A 15,365-nucleotide genomic window follows, 5' to 3' on the forward strand; every position below is an offset into this window, starting at 1 on the left:
GGGCGGGGGTTGCTCCTGGGGGCCGCCCGGGGCGGTGAAGTCGAAGGTGGCCAGCTCGTCGTCGAGGTCGAGCCGGGCCGTGGCGAACGCCACCGGGTCGGTGAAGTCGTCGTCGGAGGGGAGCAGGTCGGGGTGGCCCCAGACGGCGTCCCGGCCGGCGATGCCCCGGTGCTCGGTCAGCGCCGCCCACAGGGTCGCCGCCTCGCGCAGCCGGCGCGGGCGCAGCTCCAACCCGACCAGCGCCGCGAACGTCTGCTCGGCCGGCCCGCCGGCCGCCCGTCGACGGCGGAACGCCTCGCCGAGGCGTACGACGTTGGGCAGGCGCTCACCGGCGGCGTCGTCCACCACGTGGCAGACCCAGCCCTCCACCAGGGCGAGCGCGGTCTCCAGCCGGGCCAGCGACGCCTTCTGCGCCGGCGTGTCCTCCGGGGTGAAGATGCCCTCCAGGGCGATCGCCTGCATCGACTCCGGGTCGGTCGGGTCGACCCGGCCCATCGCCTCCTCGATCGCCTCCCGGTTGACCCGGATCCCCGAGGCGTACGTCTCGACGGCGGTGAGCACGTGCCCGCGCAGCCACGGCACGTGCTCGAAGAGCCGTTGGTGGGCCGCCTCGCGCAGGGCCACGTACAGCCGGACCTCGTCCTCGGGCAGCTCCAGGCCCTGGCCGTACACCCGGATGTTGGCCGGGATCAGCGCGGCCGTGCCGGCCGGGCCGAGCGGCAGGCCGATGTCGCCGGCGGAGAGCACCTCGGCGGCGAGCGAGCCGAGGGCCTGGCCGAGCTGCCCGCCGAAGAGCGCGCCGCCCAGCGTCGCCACCATCGACTGCATCGGGCCGAGCTGGGCGCGGGCCTCCGGCGGCACCAGGTCGCCCATCGCGCCGACCATCCGGCTGGCCACCGGGTCGCACAGCTTGCGCCAGACGTCGAGCGTCTTGTAGATCCACTCGTTGCGGTTCCAGGCCAGCGAGGTGCGGATGCCCGTCGGCCAGGCGGTGGCCGGCTCCAGCCAGAGGTCGGCCAGGCGCAGCGCCTCCTCGACGGCGTGCCGCTCGTAGGGTGAGGCCGCCGGGTCCCCGGTGGCGGCGAGCTGACTGGCGGCCACCTGCCGGGCCAGGTCCCAGTTGACCGGTCCGCCGCCCTGCGCCGAGAGCAGGTGCTGCAACTGCGACATGAACTGCTGCATCGCCGCGGGATCGTTGGGGTCTGGTGGTTGCCCACCCGGGAGCGCGAAACCGAACGGAATATCAGGCACGACCTCTACGGTACGCGGGCTGCGCCCCAGGCAGCCGCCACCGGCGTTGCGCTGAGGGCGAAGTCCCCGTCACCCTCGGGCATCCCGCCGCGGCCTCGGTACGCTCACCGCCATGAGACGTCGCGGCGTGACCGTCCTCCTGGGTGCCCTGCTGACCGCCCTGCTCAGCTTCGGCGTGCTCAACGCGCCCATCCCGTACGTGGTGCTCGGCCCCGGCCCGACGGTCAACACGCTCGGCACCGTGGACGGCAAGGAGGTCATCCAGGTGACCGGGCGGGCGACGTCCACCTCCGCCGGCCAGCTGCGGCTGACCACGGTCGGCGTGCAGCCCACGGTGCGGCTGCGGTCCGCGCTGGCCGGCTGGTTCTCCGCCGACGAGGCGGTGGTGCCCCGCGAGCTGGTCTACCCGCCGGGGGAGACCCAGCAGGAGGTCGAGCAGCGCAACGAGGAGGACTTCCGCAACTCCCAGACCAGCGCCGAGACCGCCGCGCTGCGGGAGCTGGGCTTCCCCGTCCAGGTGCTGGTCAAGACCGTGACGGCGGGCGGCCCGTCGGAGGGGGTGCTCTCCCCGGGCGACATCGTCACTTCGGTCGACGGCACGCCGGTCACCAGCGCGGGCAAGCTCACCGAGCTGATCCGCGCCAAGCCGGCCGGCACCGGCCTGACCGTCGGCTACACCCGCGCCGGTGCCGCCGCCACGGCCCGGATCACCAGCCGGGAGTCCGACGGCCGGCCGCGCATCGGGGTCGAGATCGACCAGCAGCAGCCGCACCCGTTCACCCTCTCCATCGACCTCGGCGACATCGGCGGGCCGAGCGCCGGCCTGATGTTCGCCCTCGGGATCGTGGACAAGCTGGAACCGGCCGACCTCACCGGCGGGACGATCATCGCGGGCACCGGCACCATCGACGACGAGGGCCGGGTGGGCCCGATCGGCGGGATCGCCCAGAAGCTGGTCGGCGCGAAGGACTCCGGGGCGAAGGTGTTCCTGGTGCCGGAGGCGAACTGCGCGGAGGCGGTGCGTAACCCGCAGCCCGACCTGCCGTTGCTCAGGGTGGGGTCGCTGGCCGACGCGCTCACCGCCCTGGAGACCCTCCGCGCCGGGGGCCAGCCCACCCGCTGCTGACCGATGTGCCCGCCCGACCCGCCGCCCGGCGTGACCGTGGGCCGACACTCTCAGGAACACCCCGTACTCTGGGTGCCTGGTCGGAGCCGATCACATCGAGCGTGCGGAGCCAAACAGTGGTCATGCGTAGCAGCCCCCTGCCGAGGATGAGCCGGCGCGGACGCGTCACCATCGGAGTCCTGGTCGGGGTGTTCGTTCTCTTCACCCTCCTCGGTTGGGGGGTGCAGGCGTGGACGGACTGGCTGTGGTTCGACGAGGTGCGATACACACAGGTCTTCACCGGCGTGCTGGCCACCCGGCTGCTGCTCTTCCTCGTCGTCGGCCTCGCGATGGCGCTGGTCGTCGGCGGCAACCTCTGGCTGGCGCACCGGCTGCGCCCCAAGCTGCGGCCCCACTCGCTGGAGCAGGCCACCCTGGAACGCTACCGGATGGTGCTCGGCCCCCGGCTCGGCCTCTGGATCAGCCTGGTCGCCCTGGTGGTCGGCCTCTTCGCCGGGCTGTCGGCGCAGAGCCGGTGGAACCAGTGGCTGCTGTTCCGCAACGGCGGCGACTTCGGCGTCAAGGACCCGGAGTTCGGCGTCGACGTCGGCTTCTACGTCTTCCAGCTGCCGTTCTGGCGCTACGTGCTGGGCGTCGGCTTCACGGCGGTGGTGCTGGCCCTGCTCGGCGCGCTGGCCGTGCACTACATCTTCGGCGGCGTGCGCCTGCAGGGCGTCGGGGACCGGATGACCAACGCCGCGCGGGCCCACCTGAGCACGCTCGTCGCGGTCTTCGTCCTGCTCAAGGCCGTGGCGTACGTGTTGGACCGGCGCAGCATGCTGCTGGAGTACAACGAGGGCGCGAAGCTCTACGGCGCCGGGTACGCCGACATCAACGCGCTGCTGCCGGCCAAGGAGATCCTCGCCTACATCTCGGTCGTGGTCGCCATCGCGATCATCGTGTTCTCCAACGCGGTGATGCGGAACCTGGTGTGGCCGGGCATCTCGCTGGCCCTGCTCGGCGTCTCCGCCGTCGCCATCGGCGGCATCTACCCGTGGGCCGTGCAGACCTTCGAGGTCAAGCCGAGCGCCAAGGACAAGGAAGCGCCGTACATCGAGCGGAGCATCGACGCCACCCGGGCCGCGTTCGGGCTGGCCGACACGAAGATCCAGCCGTACGCGGCGAGCAACCTGGTGCCACCGCAGAGCCTGGGCACCGACGCCTCCGTGGTGCCGAACGTCCGGCTGCTCGACCCGCAGCTCGTCTCCGAGACGTACACCCAGCTCCAGCAGGTCCGGGGCTTCTACGACTTCGGCCCGAAGCTGGACATCGACCGGTACGCGGTGGGCGGCAAGACCTCCGACTACGTGGTCGGCGTCCGGGAGGTCAACTACGGCGAGTTGACCGATCAGCAGAACACCTGGATCAACCGGCACACCGTCTACACCCACGGCTACGGGCTGGTGGCCGCGCCGGCCAACCAGGTGGTGTGCGGCGGCCAGCCGTACTTCGTCTCGGGCTTCCTCGGCGAGAAGACCCAGGAGGCGTGCTCGGCGCAGACCGAGCAGATCCCGGCCACCCAGCCGCGCATCTACTACGGCGAGCGGATGGAGCCCGAGGACTACGCGATCGTCGGGCAGGCCAACCCGGAGCGCAACGCCGAGTTCGACCGGCCGACCCAGACCGGCGGCGAGCAGTACTACACGTACACCGGCGAGGGCGGCGTCGAGATCGGCTCGTTCAGCCGCCGGCTGCTCTACGCCATCAAGGAGCAGGAGTCCAACTTCCTGCTCTCCGAGGCCGTCAACGAGAACTCGAAGCTGCTGTACGTGCGTAACCCCCGGGACCGGGTGGAGAAGGTCGCGCCGTTCCTCACCCTCGACGGCGACCCGTACCCGGCGGTGGTCGGCGGCCGGGTGCAGTGGATCGTCGACGGCTACACCACGGCCGCGACCTACCCGTACGCCGAGCGGGTCAACCTCCAGTCGGAGACCACCGACGAGCTGACCGGCCGGGGCACGTTCCAGCTCGCCCGGGAGAACGTCAACTACATCCGCAACTCGGTCAAGGCCACGGTCGACGCGTACGACGGCACGGTCCGGCTGTACGAGTTCGACCAGACCGACCCGGTGCTCAAGGCGTGGAACAAGGCGTTCGGCGGGGACCTGGTGCTGCCGAACGACAAGATCCCGGCCGAGCTGCGGGAGCACTTCCGGTACCCGGCCGACCTGTTCAAGGTGCAGCGCAACCTGCTGACCAAGTTCCACGTCACCGACCCGGGCGACTTCTACTCGGCGCAGGACTTCTGGCAGGTGCCGAACGTGCCGGACAACCCCGACGGCGGGCAGAAGCAGCCGCCGTACTACCTGTGGACGCAGTTCCCGGGGCAGGCCGCGCCGCGCTTCCAGCTCACCTCCGCCGTCACCCCGAACGGCCGGCAGAACCTCGCCGCGTTGATCTCCGGCTCGTACGTCGACGGCAAGCCACAGCTGGAGGTGCTGGAGCTGCCCGACCAGACCCGGATCTCCGGGCCGGTGCAGGTGCACCAGCAGATGACCAACAACGCCAACATCCGGCAGCAGCTGAACCTGCTCTCCTCCAACCAGGCCCAGGTGCAGTACGGCAACCTGCTGTCGCTGCCGTTCGGCGACGGGATGCTGTACGTCGAGCCGGTCTACGTCAAGAGCAACCAGCAGGACGCGTATCCGCTGTTGCAGAAGGTGCTGCTCTCCTACGGCGACGGCGGCTCGTACGTGGTGCTGGCCAACAACCTGACCGACGGCATCAAGCAGCTCGTCGAGCAGGGCAAGCAGGCCGCCGAGGGCGGGACCCCGCCGCCGACCGGCGGTACCCCGCCCCCGGGCGACGGCAGCAACGCCCCGCCGCTGACCGGCGAGCTGGCCGAGGCGGCGGCCAAGGTGCAGTCGGCCATCGCCGAGGTCAAGGCCGCGCAGACGTCCGGCGACTTCGAGCGGTACGGCCGGGCGCTCAAGGCCCTGGACGAGGCGATGACGGCGTTCCAGCAGGCCCAGCAGGCGGCCAGCCCGGCCGCCCCGGCCGCGCCCTCGGCGTCGCCGTCCGCCTCGCCCAGTGGCGGCTCCGCTCCGTCGCCGTCGGCGCCGGCAGGGGGATGACCAGCGGTTACGCCCCGCCCCGTGGGCCGTTTTGCGGCCCGCGGGGGCGGTGGGTTAGGGTTAACGAGCCGACGCGGGGTGGAGCAGCTCGGTAGCTCGCTGGGCTCATAACCCAGAGGTCGCAGGTTCAAATCCTGTCCCCGCTACTCGTTCGGAAAGGCCCCGGAGTTCGCTCCGGGGCCTTTCGCGTGACAGCCTTCCACGTGCTGGCCCTTCGCGCGCCGGCTTCTCGCATGCTGGCTTCTCGGACGGGGCGGGCGGCTTTCGGGGGGCCCGCTGATCTCCGCCGCGGGGATGGGCTAAGCTATAAAAGCCGACGCGGGGTGGAGCAGCTCGGTAGCTCGCTGGGCTCATAACCCAGAGGTCGCAGGTTCAAATCCTGTCCCCGCTACTCGTTCGCAAGGGCCCCGGAGTTCGCTCCGGGGCCCTTCGCCTATTCCTGCGCGCGAGGCTCCGTGTCTCCTCCTCGCGCGAGGCCCTGTCCAGCTCTCGGCCGCGAAGCTGGGGCGATGCCGTCCGTCGTGCCGTCGGGCGATGCCGTCGGGCGCATCCCCGGCCGTCCCGCGTGCCCCACTTGCGTTCCTCGGCGAGGATGGGGGCATGTCTTCGTGGAACAAGTGGTGGGGCCGGCTCAGCACGGTCCTCGGTGCGGTCGTGCTGTCGGTCTTCGTCCCGGTCGCGGCCTGGGCGTCCACCGGCACGGGGGAGCTCGTGGTGGAGGCCGCCAAGCGGCGGTCCCGGGGCGGCGGCGTCGGCTTCCTCGGGCTGCTGTGCTGCCTGGTCGTCGTCGGCGGGATCGTCCTGCTGGTGCTGCTGCTCATGCGCAACCGGCGAAACCGCCCGCCGCGCTGACCCGTCCTGTCGGCGACGCCGGGCGACGGAACGACGCGGGTGGTCAGGAGGCCAGGGCGGCCTCGGCCTGGGCGACGAACCGGGTGGTGGCCGCGCGGATCCCGGCCCGGCCGGAGCGGACGCCCTCGGCCGTCTCGACGAGCAGGGTCCGGACCCGGGCGTGCCCCTTCGGCGGCGGGCCGGGGGCCGGGCCGAGCTGGGCGGCCACGGCCTCCGCGAGGGCGGCGGCGGCCTGCTGCCCCGGGTCGGCCAGGCTCTCCCGCACGTACCGGCGGATGGCGAGGTTGGGGCTCACCCCGCGTTCGTGGCCGAGGGCCAGGCCGGCCTCCATGTTGTTGGTGAGGAACTGGATGACGTCGGCCACCAGTGCGGGGTGCCGGGTGCCCCGGAAGCCCGCCCAGTACATCGAGGCGCGCGGCCACTGCGCCGCCGGTGGCCCGGGGAACGCGGCCAGGGCCAGCTCGTCCCTGGTCTGCCGCCGGAACTCGGGGAACTGGTGGGCCCAGGCGAACGACGCGGCCGTGTGGCCGGTCACCACCAGTTGCCGGGTCGGCTCTCCGCCGTCGGCCTGGTCCACCAGGGCGGCGCTCGGGGTGGCCTGCCGGGCCCGCGCGTTCTGCCACAGCTCGAACCAGTCGACCAGCTCGTTCGCGCCGAAGCCGAGCTGCCGGCCCTGGTACAACTCGGCGCCCCGGGACCGCAGCCACAGCCAGAGCGCCCGGTGGTCGCCGGACGGGTCCATCGTGCCGGCCACCCGGCCGTCGGCGGCCCGGGTGACCCGCGCCGCCCAGTCGACGTACGCGGGCCAGGACATGCCGGTGCGGGGCTCGGCGACCCCGAGCCGGCGCAGCAGGCTGCGGTTGTAGACGAGGGCGGCGGTCGTCTGGGCGGCGGCGACCGCCACGGTGCGCCCGTCCACCTCGCCGTAGCGCGCCAGGTCCGGCGGGAGCCCGCGCAGGTCGAGCCGCTGGTCGGCGACGTATCCGCCGAGGTCGAGCAGGATCTCCCGCCGGGCGTACTCGGCGAGGACGGTGTCGTCGAGCTGGATCAGGTCTGGCACGTTGCCGCCGGCGGCCTGGGTGGCCAGCCGGTCGTAGTAGCCGGGCAGGCCCTGCCAGGTGACCCGGAAGCTGACCAGGTTGTTGCGGGAGGAGTAGAGCCGCAGCGCCTTCTCGGTCAGCTCGGCCCGGGCGGCGGTGCCGTACCAGAAGACCGACAGCTCGACCGGCCCGTCCTCGACCGGGCGGTCCTCCTCCCGGCTGCCGCAGCCCGCGAGGCCGGTCGCCGCGAACGGCGCCCCGAGCAGCGCACCGAGCAGCCGCCGCCGGCCCGGGTCCGGGCCGGTGCGGTTCGGTGGGGTACGGGCGTCGGGCACGGGCGCTCCTGATCTTTCCAACGTGGGGTCGGACCATTTACACAGCCGGCGCGGGCGGGTGTCAACGGCCGTGCGGCCCGACGGGTGGCCGTCCCGGGGCGTCTGCCGGCCCGTGGTGTACTAGGGCGCGTGGAACTTCTGCACTCGGGCAAGGTCCGGGACGTCTACGCCGACGGCGACGACCTGATCCTGGTCGCCTCCGACCGGATCTCGATCTACGACGTGGTGCTGCCGACCCCGGTGCCGGACAAGGGCCGCCTGCTCACCGCGCTGTCCCTGTGGTGGTTCGAGCAGCTCGCCGACCTGGTGCCGAACCACGTCGTCTCCGCCACGGACGTGCCGGCGGAGTTCGCCGGCCGGGCGATCCGCTGCCGGCGGCTGGAGATGGTCCCGGTCGAGTGCGTCGCGCGGGGCTACCTCACCGGCGGCGGCCTCGCCGAGTACGAGCGCACCGGCGCGGTCTCCGGCGTGCGGCTGCCCCGGGGCCTGGTCGAGGCGTCGATCCTGCCCGAGCCGATCTTCACCCCGTCGACGAAGGCCCCCAAGGGCGAGCACGACGAGCCGATCTCCTACCAGCAGGTGGTGGACAAGGTCGGCGCGGAGACCGCCGCGCGGCTGCGGCAGATCACCCTCGACATCTACTGCCGGGGCGCGGAGCTGGCCGCCGACCGGGGCATCCTGGTCGCCGACACCAAGATCGAGCTGGGCTGGGCGGCGGACGGCACCCTCGTCCTCGGCGACGAGGTGCTCACCTCCGACTCGTCGCGGTTCTGGCCGGCCGAGTCGTACCAGCCGGGCCGGGCCCAGTTCTCCTACGACAAGCAGTACGTCCGCGACTGGGCGACCGGCGGCGGCTGGGACAAGCGGCCACCGGCCCCCGAGGTGCCCGCCGAGGTGATCGAGGCGACCCGGGCCCGCTACGTCGAGGTCTACGAGAAGCTCACCGGCAGCACCTGGTCCTGACACCCGCCGGTCCGGCGGCGGGCCGGTGCCGGGCCGACCGGTGCCGGGTCAGTCCACCCAGTCGAGGGTGCGCTGCACGGCCTTGCGCCACTGGCGCAGCTCCCGGTCCCGCTCGTCCGGGTCCATCGCGGCGGTCCACTGCGCGTCGGAGCGCCACTGGGCGCGCAGGGTGGCCAGGTCCGGCCAGAAGCCCACGGCGAGGCCCGCCGCGTACGCGGCGCCGAGGCAGGTCGTCTCCGTGATCCGGGAGCGGACCACCGGCACGTCCAGCACGTCGGCGAGGAACTGCATGAGCAGGCCGTTGGCGGTCATCCCGCCGTCGACCCGCAGCCGGCGCAGCGCCACGTCGGAGTCGGCGTTCATCGCGTCGACCACCTCGCGGGTCTGCCAGGCCGACGCCTCCAGCGCCGCCCGGGCCAGGTGCCCCTTGGTGATGTAGCCGGTCAGCCCGGCGACCACCCCGCGCGCGTCGCTGCGCCAGTGCGGGGCGAACAGCCCGGAGAACGCCGGCACCACGTAGCAGCCGCCGTTGTCGTCGACCGTGCGGGCCAGCTCCTCCACCTCGGCGGCGGTGGAGATCAGGCCGAGGTTGTCCCGCAGCCACTGCACCAGCGAGCCGGTGACCGCGATCGCGCCCTCCAGCGCGTAGGCGGCGGGCTGCCCCTCGATCCGGTACGCGAGGGTGGTCAGCAGCCCGTGCGAGGAGATCACCGGGCTCGCGCCGGTGTTGAGCAGCAGGAAGCTGCCGGTGCCGTACGTGCACTTGGCCTCGCCCGGGCCGAAGCAGGTCTGCCCGAACAGGGCGGCCTGCTGGTCGCCGAGGGCGCTGGCCACCGGCACCCCGGCGAGCGGCCCGTCGGTGGCGGTGCCGTAGACCTCGGCCGAGCTGCGGATCTCGGGGAGCATCGCGGCCGGCACGCCGAGCGCGTCGAGCAGCTCCGGATCCCAGTCGAGGGTGTCCAGGCCCATCAGCATGGTGCGGCTCGCGTTCGTCACGTCGGTGACGTGTCGGCCGGTCAGCTTCCAGATCAGCCAGCTGTCCATGGTGCCGAACAGCACCTCGCCCCGCTCGGCCCGCGCGCGCAGCCCGTCGACGTTGTCCAGCAGCCAGCGCAGCTTCGGGCCCGCGAAGTAGGTGGCCAGCCGCAGCCCGGTGCGCTCGCACAGCCGCTGCTCGCCGTACGCCTCGTCGAGCGCGCGCAGCTGCGGCCCGGTGCGGGTGTCCTGCCAGACGATGGCGTTGGCGACCGGCCGGCCCGTGGCGCGGTCCCAGACGACGGTGGTTTCCCGCTGGTTGGTGATGCCGACGGCGGCGAGCCGTTCCGGGCCGGTGCCGGCCGCGTCGAGCGCCTCGCGGACGACGAGCCGCACGTTGTCCCAGATCTCCTCGGCGTCGTGCTCGACCCAGCCCGGCCGGGGGAAGTGCTGCCGGTGCTCGCGCTGGGCCACGGAGACGATCTCCCCGGCCCGGTCGAAGACGAGGCACCGGGACGAGGTGGTGCCCTGGTCGATGGCGGCGACGTACTCTCCGGTCACCGCAGCACCGTACCCGCCCCACCGCCGGTCCGCCGCCCACCGCCGCCCGGCCGGGGCCCGGCGGGTCAGTCCGGGGCGCGCTCGCCGGCGCCGAGGGCCGGGGCGAGGGGCATGCCGATGCGGACCGTGGTGCCGGCCGGGCCGGTCTCGACGTCCATCGCGTCGCTCAGCTCCCGGGCCAGCCAGAGGCCCCAGCCGCCCGCGGTGTCGGGCGCGGGGCGGCTCCGGTCGTCGAGCCGCCGGGAGCTGATCCCCCGGCCGTGGTCGGCGACCTCGCAGACCAGCCGCCCCGGCTGGCGCCACAGCCGCAGCCACCCCCGCCCGCCGCCGTGCCGCACCGCGTTGGTGAGCAGCTCGTTGACGGCCAGCACGAAGTCGTCCAGCCGTTGCCCGCGCAGCCCGACGGCGCGGGCGCAGGAGGTGACCGAGTGCCGGAGCTCGGTCACCTGGGCCTGGTCGAAGGCTTCGGCGATCAGGAGGGTGGTGTCGATGGGCACAACCGTACGCCGTGTCGGTCGGGGCAGCCATGATCGTCCGCCCTTCCCGGGGCAGGTGGCGGCGGGTCGCGTCCCGCCCGAAGGACGATCACGGCTGGGGAGGGGGCGTGTGGCATCGTGTCGGGGTGCCGTCGACGCCCGGTGGATTCGAGGTCCCGCTCTGGCGGGCCGTCGCGGTGTTCCGGTTCGCCGCCCTGGCGTACGTCGGCCTGATCGTCGCGCGCGACGCCCGCGGGTACGCCCACCCGGTGGTCGCCGGCGTCGTCCTGCTGGTGATGCTCGGCTGGACGGTGACCACCGCGCTCGGCTACGCCCGTCCCGCCCGACGGGGCTGGCCGCTGCTGGTCGCCGACCTCGCCGTCGTGGTCGGGGTGCTGCAGGTCAGCCCCTGGGCGGTCGGCCGGGCGGCCCTCGCGACCGGCGCGCCCAGCCTCGCCGTGGTGTGGCTGGCCGGGCCGGTGCTCGCCTGGGCCGTCTCCGGCGGCCGGCGGCGCGGCACCGTGGCCGCGCTGGCGGTGTGCGCGGCCGACCTGGCGGCCCGGGAGCGGATCGGCCAGTCCGCCCTCACCGGCTCGATCCTGCTGCTGATGGCCGGGGCGGTGGTCGGGCACGTCGCCCGGCTGGCGGTGACCGCCGAGCAGCGGCTGCACCGGGCGGTGGAGCTGGAGGCCGCGACCCGGGAGCGGGAACGGCTGGCCCGGGACATCCACGACTCGGTGCTCCAGGTGCTCGCGCTGGTGCAGCGGCGCGGCGCCCACCTGGACGGGGAGGCCGGCGAGCTGGCCCGGCTGGCGGGGGAGCAGGAGGCCGCCCTGCGCGCCCTGATCGCCGGGGCGGCGCCCCCCGGCGACGCCGACCCGGTGGGGCAGGACACCCTCGACCTGCGTGCCCTGCTCGGCCGGTACGCCTCGGCTACGGTCTCGCTGTCGGCACCGGCCACCGGCGTCCCGCTGCCCGCGCTGGTGGCCCGGGAACTGGCCGACGCGACCGGGGCGACGCTGGACAACGTGCGCCGGCACGCGGGTGGCCGGGCCTGGGTGCTCATCGAGGACGAGGGGGAGACGGTGACGGTCTCGGTACGCGACGAGGGCCCGGGCATCCCGGCGGGCCGGCTCGACGAGGCCGTCCGGCAGGGCCGGCTCGGGGTGGCGCAGTCGATCCGGGGCCGCGTCGCCGACCTGGGCGGCACGGTCACCATCACCTCCACGTCGGGAGCGGGCACCGAGGTCGAGCTGACCGTGCCGAGGACGCCCCGGTGAGCGCCGCCGACGCCCCGCCCCCGCCGACCGGCCCACGGTCGCCGGCCACCGGCCCGGACGCGCCCGCCGCGAACGCCCCGGCCGGCGTGCGGGTGATGGTGGTGGACGACCACCCGATGTGGCGGGAGGGGGTGGCCCGCGACCTCACCGAGGCCGGGCACCTCGTGGTCGCCACCAGCGGGGAGGGCCGCCAGGCCGTGCGGGTCGCCCCCGCCGCCCGGCCCGACCTGGTGGTGCTCGACCTGCAACTGCCGGACATCTCCGGGGTGGAGGTCATCCGGGGGCTGCGCGCGGCGCTGCCCGAGGTGCGGGTGCTGATGCTCTCGGCCAGCGGCGAACAGCAGAGCGTCCTGGACGCGGTGAAGGCCGGCGCGACCGGCTACCTGGTGAAGTCGGCGGCCCCGGCCGAGTTCCTGGACGCGGTGCGCCGCACCGCCGCCGGCGAGCCGGTCTTCACCCCCGGCCTGGCCGGCCTCGTGCTCGGGGAGTTCCGCCGGCTCGCGGCGGGCGCGGGCGGTCCCGCCGCGAGCCGGGGCACCGCCGCGGTGGACCGCCACGCCGACGCGCCCCGGCTCACCGACCGCGAGACCGAGGTGCTGCGCCTGGTCGCCAAGGGGATGTCGTACAAGCAGATCGCCGAGCGGCTCGGGCTGTCCCACCGGACGGTGCAGAACCACGTGCAGAACACGCTCGGCAAGCTCCAGCTGCACAACCGGGTCGAGCTGACCCGCTACGCGATCGAGCGGGGCCTCGACGACTGAGGCGTCGGGGCCGGGCGCGACCGACCCGCAGGCCGGCGCAACCGGCCGGGCGCGGCGGGCCGGTCAGTGCGCGCCGGGCGGCCGGGTCTCGTGGATCGCCAGCTCCTCGGCGCTCGCCCCGCCGCCGGCGGATCCCGCGTCGTACGCGACGTTGTCGGTCTCCAGGTCGCTGTGCGCCCCCTCGTCCGGTTCCACCAGCCGGCCGACCTCGGCGTCGGCGACGCTGCCGAGCTGGCCGTGGTCGTAGATGGAGACGGGGGATTGCGGGTCCGAGGTGGGGCCCGGGTCGATCACGTCGGCGTCGAGCTGCGCCTGGGCGGCGGCCTCCTCGCTGTCCGCCTCGGCCGCGATGTCCGGGTCGACCGGTCCGGCCAACGGGTCGTCGGCGGGGCGCTCGAAGCTCTCCCGCTGGAGCTTGTAGTCCAGCGACTCGCCGTCGAGCTGCTCCTCGGCGGTGGTGCCGTACCGGTCCACCGCCACGGGCGTGCGGTCGCCGGGCAGCTGGGCCGGCGCCGGGCCGTCCGCCTCGCGACCGGTCTCGACGTCGTCGTTGGCCGTCGAGTCGTCGTCGGCGGTGTCGGGCAGGCCGTCGGCCTCCGGGTCGGAGACGGGGGTCGGGTACTCGTCGTCGCGCATGGCTGATCACTACCCACTGCCCACCGCCCGTAACCGATCCGCCTGCCGGTGTCCGGGCCGGCACGTGGGGACCGCTGGGGCGGCGGTGACAGGAGTCAGCCCGGGGTGCGCGCGAGGTCCAACACGGCCCAGACGAGCTTGCCGTCGGGCAGGAGGGTGCTGCCCCAGCGGCGGGCCACCGTGTCGATCAGCAGCAGGCCCCGACCGCCGGCCAGGTGCGGCGGGGTCACCCCGGTGTAGCGCGGCTGCCGCCGCGACTGGTCGCGTACGCCGAGGTGCAGCGTGCCGTCGCCGGGGGCGAGCCGTAGGGTCATCGGGGTGCGCGCGTGCGCCACCACGTTGTTGACCATCTCGGTCACCGCGATGCAGCCCGCCTCGGCCAGAGCGCCGATCCCCCACCGGGCGCAGCCGTCGGTGACCAGCGCCCGGGCCTGCCGGGCCGCGCCGACGACCGGTGGCAGCGCGGTGGTGGTCGCCGCGGCCATCGGGGACCGGGTCAGCGCCGCCGTCGCCTCCGCCAGGGTCGCGCAGACCGGCAGCCCGGGGCCCGCCGCCGCCCCCGTCGGGTCGACGACCAGCAGCCCCGCCGCCGGCCAGTCGGCGATCTCGCGGCGCACCTCGGCGAACAGCCCCCGGGCAGGGGCGGCCAGCCGCAGCCGGGTCAGGTCGACCACCACCGGGCCGGGGCGGTCGCAGAGCCGCAGGAGCAGCGAGTCCCGGACGGCGGCGGTGCCGGCGGCGTCGAGCACCCCCGTCAACCGGAGCACTCCGGACGACTCGTCCGTCTCCACCACGCAGCGCAGGTCGGTCGGCATGATCGTCCCATTGTGCGCCGTGGCGACGAACCGCGCATCCTGCCGGTCGGGGGAGTTCATCAGCGCGCCGTCCGGGTCCGCCGGGCCCGGGCCGCCAGCGTGCCGACCGCCGTGCCGGCCGCGGCGAGCCCGAAGGCGGTCGTCATCCGGACCAGTTGCCGCCGCCGGCCGTGCCACCCGCCGTCCCGCCGTGCGGCCGCGTCGGCGGCGAAGACGTTGCCGGTGCTGTCCGGCCGGCCGGCGGGCCCGAACTGGGTGCGGTGGACATACCAGCCGAGGACCCGTTCGGCCAGCGCGGGGGCCAGCCGCCACTGCGCGCCGAGCAGCCGGGCGGCGCCCCCGGCGTACGCCTCGCGGCGCGGCCGGCGCAGCACCCGGACGATGGTCTCGGCCACCAGCTCCGGCGGGTACACCGGTGGGGGCGGCACCAGCTCCCGCCCGGTGTGGTTGGCGGCGTGCCGGAAGAACGGGGTGTCGATGCTCGCCGGCAGCACCGTGCACACGGAGACGTTCCCCCGCCCGGTGAGCCGCAGCTCCTGCCGCACCGTGTCGGCCAGCCCCCGGATGCCGTGCTTGGTGGCGTTGTACGCCGACTGGTAGGGCATCGCCACCTCGGCCAGCACGGAGGCGTTGTTGACCAGGACCCCGCCGCCGGCCGCCGCGAGGTACGGCAGGGCGGCCCGCATGCCGTGCACGGTGCCGAGCAGGTTCACCTCCAGCACCCGGCGGAACTCCCGCACCGGTATCTCGTCGAACAGCCCGACCGCGCTCACCGCCGCGTTGTTGATCCAGGCGTCGATCCGGCCGAACTCCTCCGCCGCGCGGGCGGCGAGGATCTCCACGGCGACCGGGTCCGTGACGTCCGTGGGCACGACGAGCGCCTGGCCGCCCAGCTCCCGGCACCGCGCCGCCACCCGCTCCAGGGCGTCCTCGCTGCGGGCCGCGAGCGCCACGGCCGCGCCCCGCCGGGCGAGGGCGTACGCGGTGGCGGTGCCGATGCCGCTGGAGGCGCCGGTGAGCACGACGACGGCGTCGTCGAGGGTGCGGGTCAGAGGCATTCCACGCCCGTACCCCGGTGGGCCCCGCTCATGCCGGCGGCCCGGACCGGATCGGCGGCCGGCGACCGGCGGCCCCGGCGGGGGACTTGCCAGGTTTCGGCTCCGAGCGGCGCGGTTAATGGG

At 74.4% G+C, this 15,365-nt stretch carries 13 protein-coding genes and 2 tRNA genes; 8 read left to right on the plus strand and 7 right to left on the minus strand.

Annotated elements, in window-relative coordinates; translation table 11 throughout:
* Window positions 1-1,182, minus strand: a 1,182-nt coding sequence (locus tag LPA42_RS16415) for a zinc-dependent metalloprotease (RefSeq protein ID WP_228986663.1), incomplete at its 3' end; no start/stop codon positions are given.
* A gap of 181 nt (window positions 1,183-1,363) precedes the next feature.
* On the opposite strand from LPA42_RS16415, the gene LPA42_RS16420 reads away from it, so the two are divergent.
* The 5 genes from LPA42_RS16420 (at window position 1,364) to LPA42_RS16440 (ending at window position 6,342) form a co-directional block, all read left to right on the plus strand.
* Complete coding sequence (locus LPA42_RS16420) at window positions 1,364-2,377, plus strand: PDZ domain-containing protein (protein WP_176734128.1); 1,014 nt, start codon at window positions 1,364-1,366, stop codon at window positions 2,375-2,377.
* 122 nt (window positions 2,378-2,499) lie between these two features.
* On the plus strand, window positions 2,500-5,490 hold the full coding sequence (locus LPA42_RS16425) for a UPF0182 family protein (RefSeq protein ID WP_228986664.1): 2,991 nt from the start codon (window positions 2,500-2,502) through the stop codon (window positions 5,488-5,490).
* Window positions 5,491-5,562: 72 nt separating this feature from the next.
* A tRNA-Met gene (locus tag LPA42_RS16430) sits at window positions 5,563-5,636 on the plus strand.
* Window positions 5,637-5,807: 171 nt separating this feature from the next.
* Window positions 5,808-5,881: transfer RNA gene (locus tag LPA42_RS16435), tRNA-Met, on the plus strand.
* A 209-nt stretch (window positions 5,882-6,090) separates the two neighbouring features.
* Complete coding sequence (locus LPA42_RS16440; protein ID WP_043965858.1) at window positions 6,091-6,342, plus strand: hypothetical protein; 252 nt, start codon at window positions 6,091-6,093, stop codon at window positions 6,340-6,342.
* Window positions 6,343-6,385: 43 nt separating this feature from the next.
* Here the strand turns inward: LPA42_RS16440 and LPA42_RS16445 are convergent, their stop codons facing one another.
* A complete protein-coding gene (locus LPA42_RS16445; RefSeq protein WP_077938439.1) occupies window positions 6,386-7,717 on the minus strand; it encodes an ABC transporter substrate-binding protein in 1,332 nt (443 codons plus the stop codon).
* 129 nt (window positions 7,718-7,846) lie between these two features.
* On the opposite strand from LPA42_RS16445, the gene LPA42_RS16450 reads away from it, so the two are divergent.
* Window positions 7,847-8,680, plus strand: coding sequence for a phosphoribosylaminoimidazolesuccinocarboxamide synthase (locus tag LPA42_RS16450; RefSeq protein ID WP_077938440.1), 834 nt, complete (start codon window positions 7,847-7,849; stop codon window positions 8,678-8,680).
* Between the two features lie 48 nt (window positions 8,681-8,728).
* Here LPA42_RS16450 and glpK read toward each other — a convergent pair whose 3' ends face one another.
* Both glpK and LPA42_RS16460 read right to left on the minus strand, forming a co-directional pair.
* The gene (gene glpK, locus LPA42_RS16455; RefSeq protein ID WP_077938441.1) at window positions 8,729-10,216 is read right to left on the minus strand and encodes a glycerol kinase GlpK; all 1,488 of its coding nucleotides are present in this window, start codon (window positions 10,214-10,216) and stop codon (window positions 8,729-8,731) included.
* A 65-nt stretch (window positions 10,217-10,281) separates the two neighbouring features.
* Window positions 10,282-10,740, minus strand: a complete 459-nt coding sequence (locus LPA42_RS16460) for an ATP-binding protein (RefSeq protein WP_077938442.1) — start codon at window positions 10,738-10,740, stop codon at window positions 10,282-10,284.
* Between the two features lie 80 nt (window positions 10,741-10,820).
* Here LPA42_RS16460 and macS point away from each other — a divergent pair, with 80 nt between their 5' ends.
* Both macS and LPA42_RS16470 read left to right on the plus strand, forming a co-directional pair.
* Window positions 10,821-11,972: a MacS family sensor histidine kinase gene (gene macS, locus LPA42_RS16465; RefSeq protein ID WP_368665525.1), complete on the plus strand. Its 1,152-nt coding sequence runs from the start codon at window positions 10,821-10,823 to the stop codon at window positions 11,970-11,972.
* 95 nt (window positions 11,973-12,067) lie between these two features.
* A complete protein-coding gene (locus tag LPA42_RS16470; RefSeq protein ID WP_077938462.1) occupies window positions 12,068-12,733 on the plus strand; it encodes a response regulator transcription factor in 666 nt (221 codons plus the stop codon).
* 63 nt (window positions 12,734-12,796) lie between these two features.
* Here the strand turns inward: LPA42_RS16470 and LPA42_RS16475 are convergent, their stop codons facing one another.
* The 3 genes from LPA42_RS16475 to LPA42_RS16485 form a co-directional block, all read right to left on the minus strand.
* Window positions 12,797-13,369, minus strand: coding sequence for a DUF5709 domain-containing protein (locus LPA42_RS16475; RefSeq protein ID WP_077938443.1), 573 nt, complete (start codon window positions 13,367-13,369; stop codon window positions 12,797-12,799).
* Window positions 13,370-13,464: 95 nt separating this feature from the next.
* Complete coding sequence (locus tag LPA42_RS34160) at window positions 13,465-14,244, minus strand: ATP-binding protein (RefSeq protein ID WP_077938444.1); 780 nt, start codon at window positions 14,242-14,244, stop codon at window positions 13,465-13,467.
* Window positions 14,244-15,242, minus strand: a complete 999-nt coding sequence (locus LPA42_RS16485; RefSeq protein ID WP_077938445.1) for an SDR family oxidoreductase — start codon at window positions 15,240-15,242, stop codon at window positions 14,244-14,246. Before LPA42_RS16485 ends, LPA42_RS34160 begins: the two co-directional genes overlap by 1 nt.
* Between the last annotated feature and the right edge of the window lie 123 nt (window positions 15,243-15,365).

This window comes from Micromonospora sp. DH13 (genome assembly GCF_020873825.1).
Taxonomy (GTDB): domain Bacteria; phylum Actinomycetota; class Actinomycetes; order Mycobacteriales; family Micromonosporaceae; genus Micromonospora; species Micromonospora haikouensis.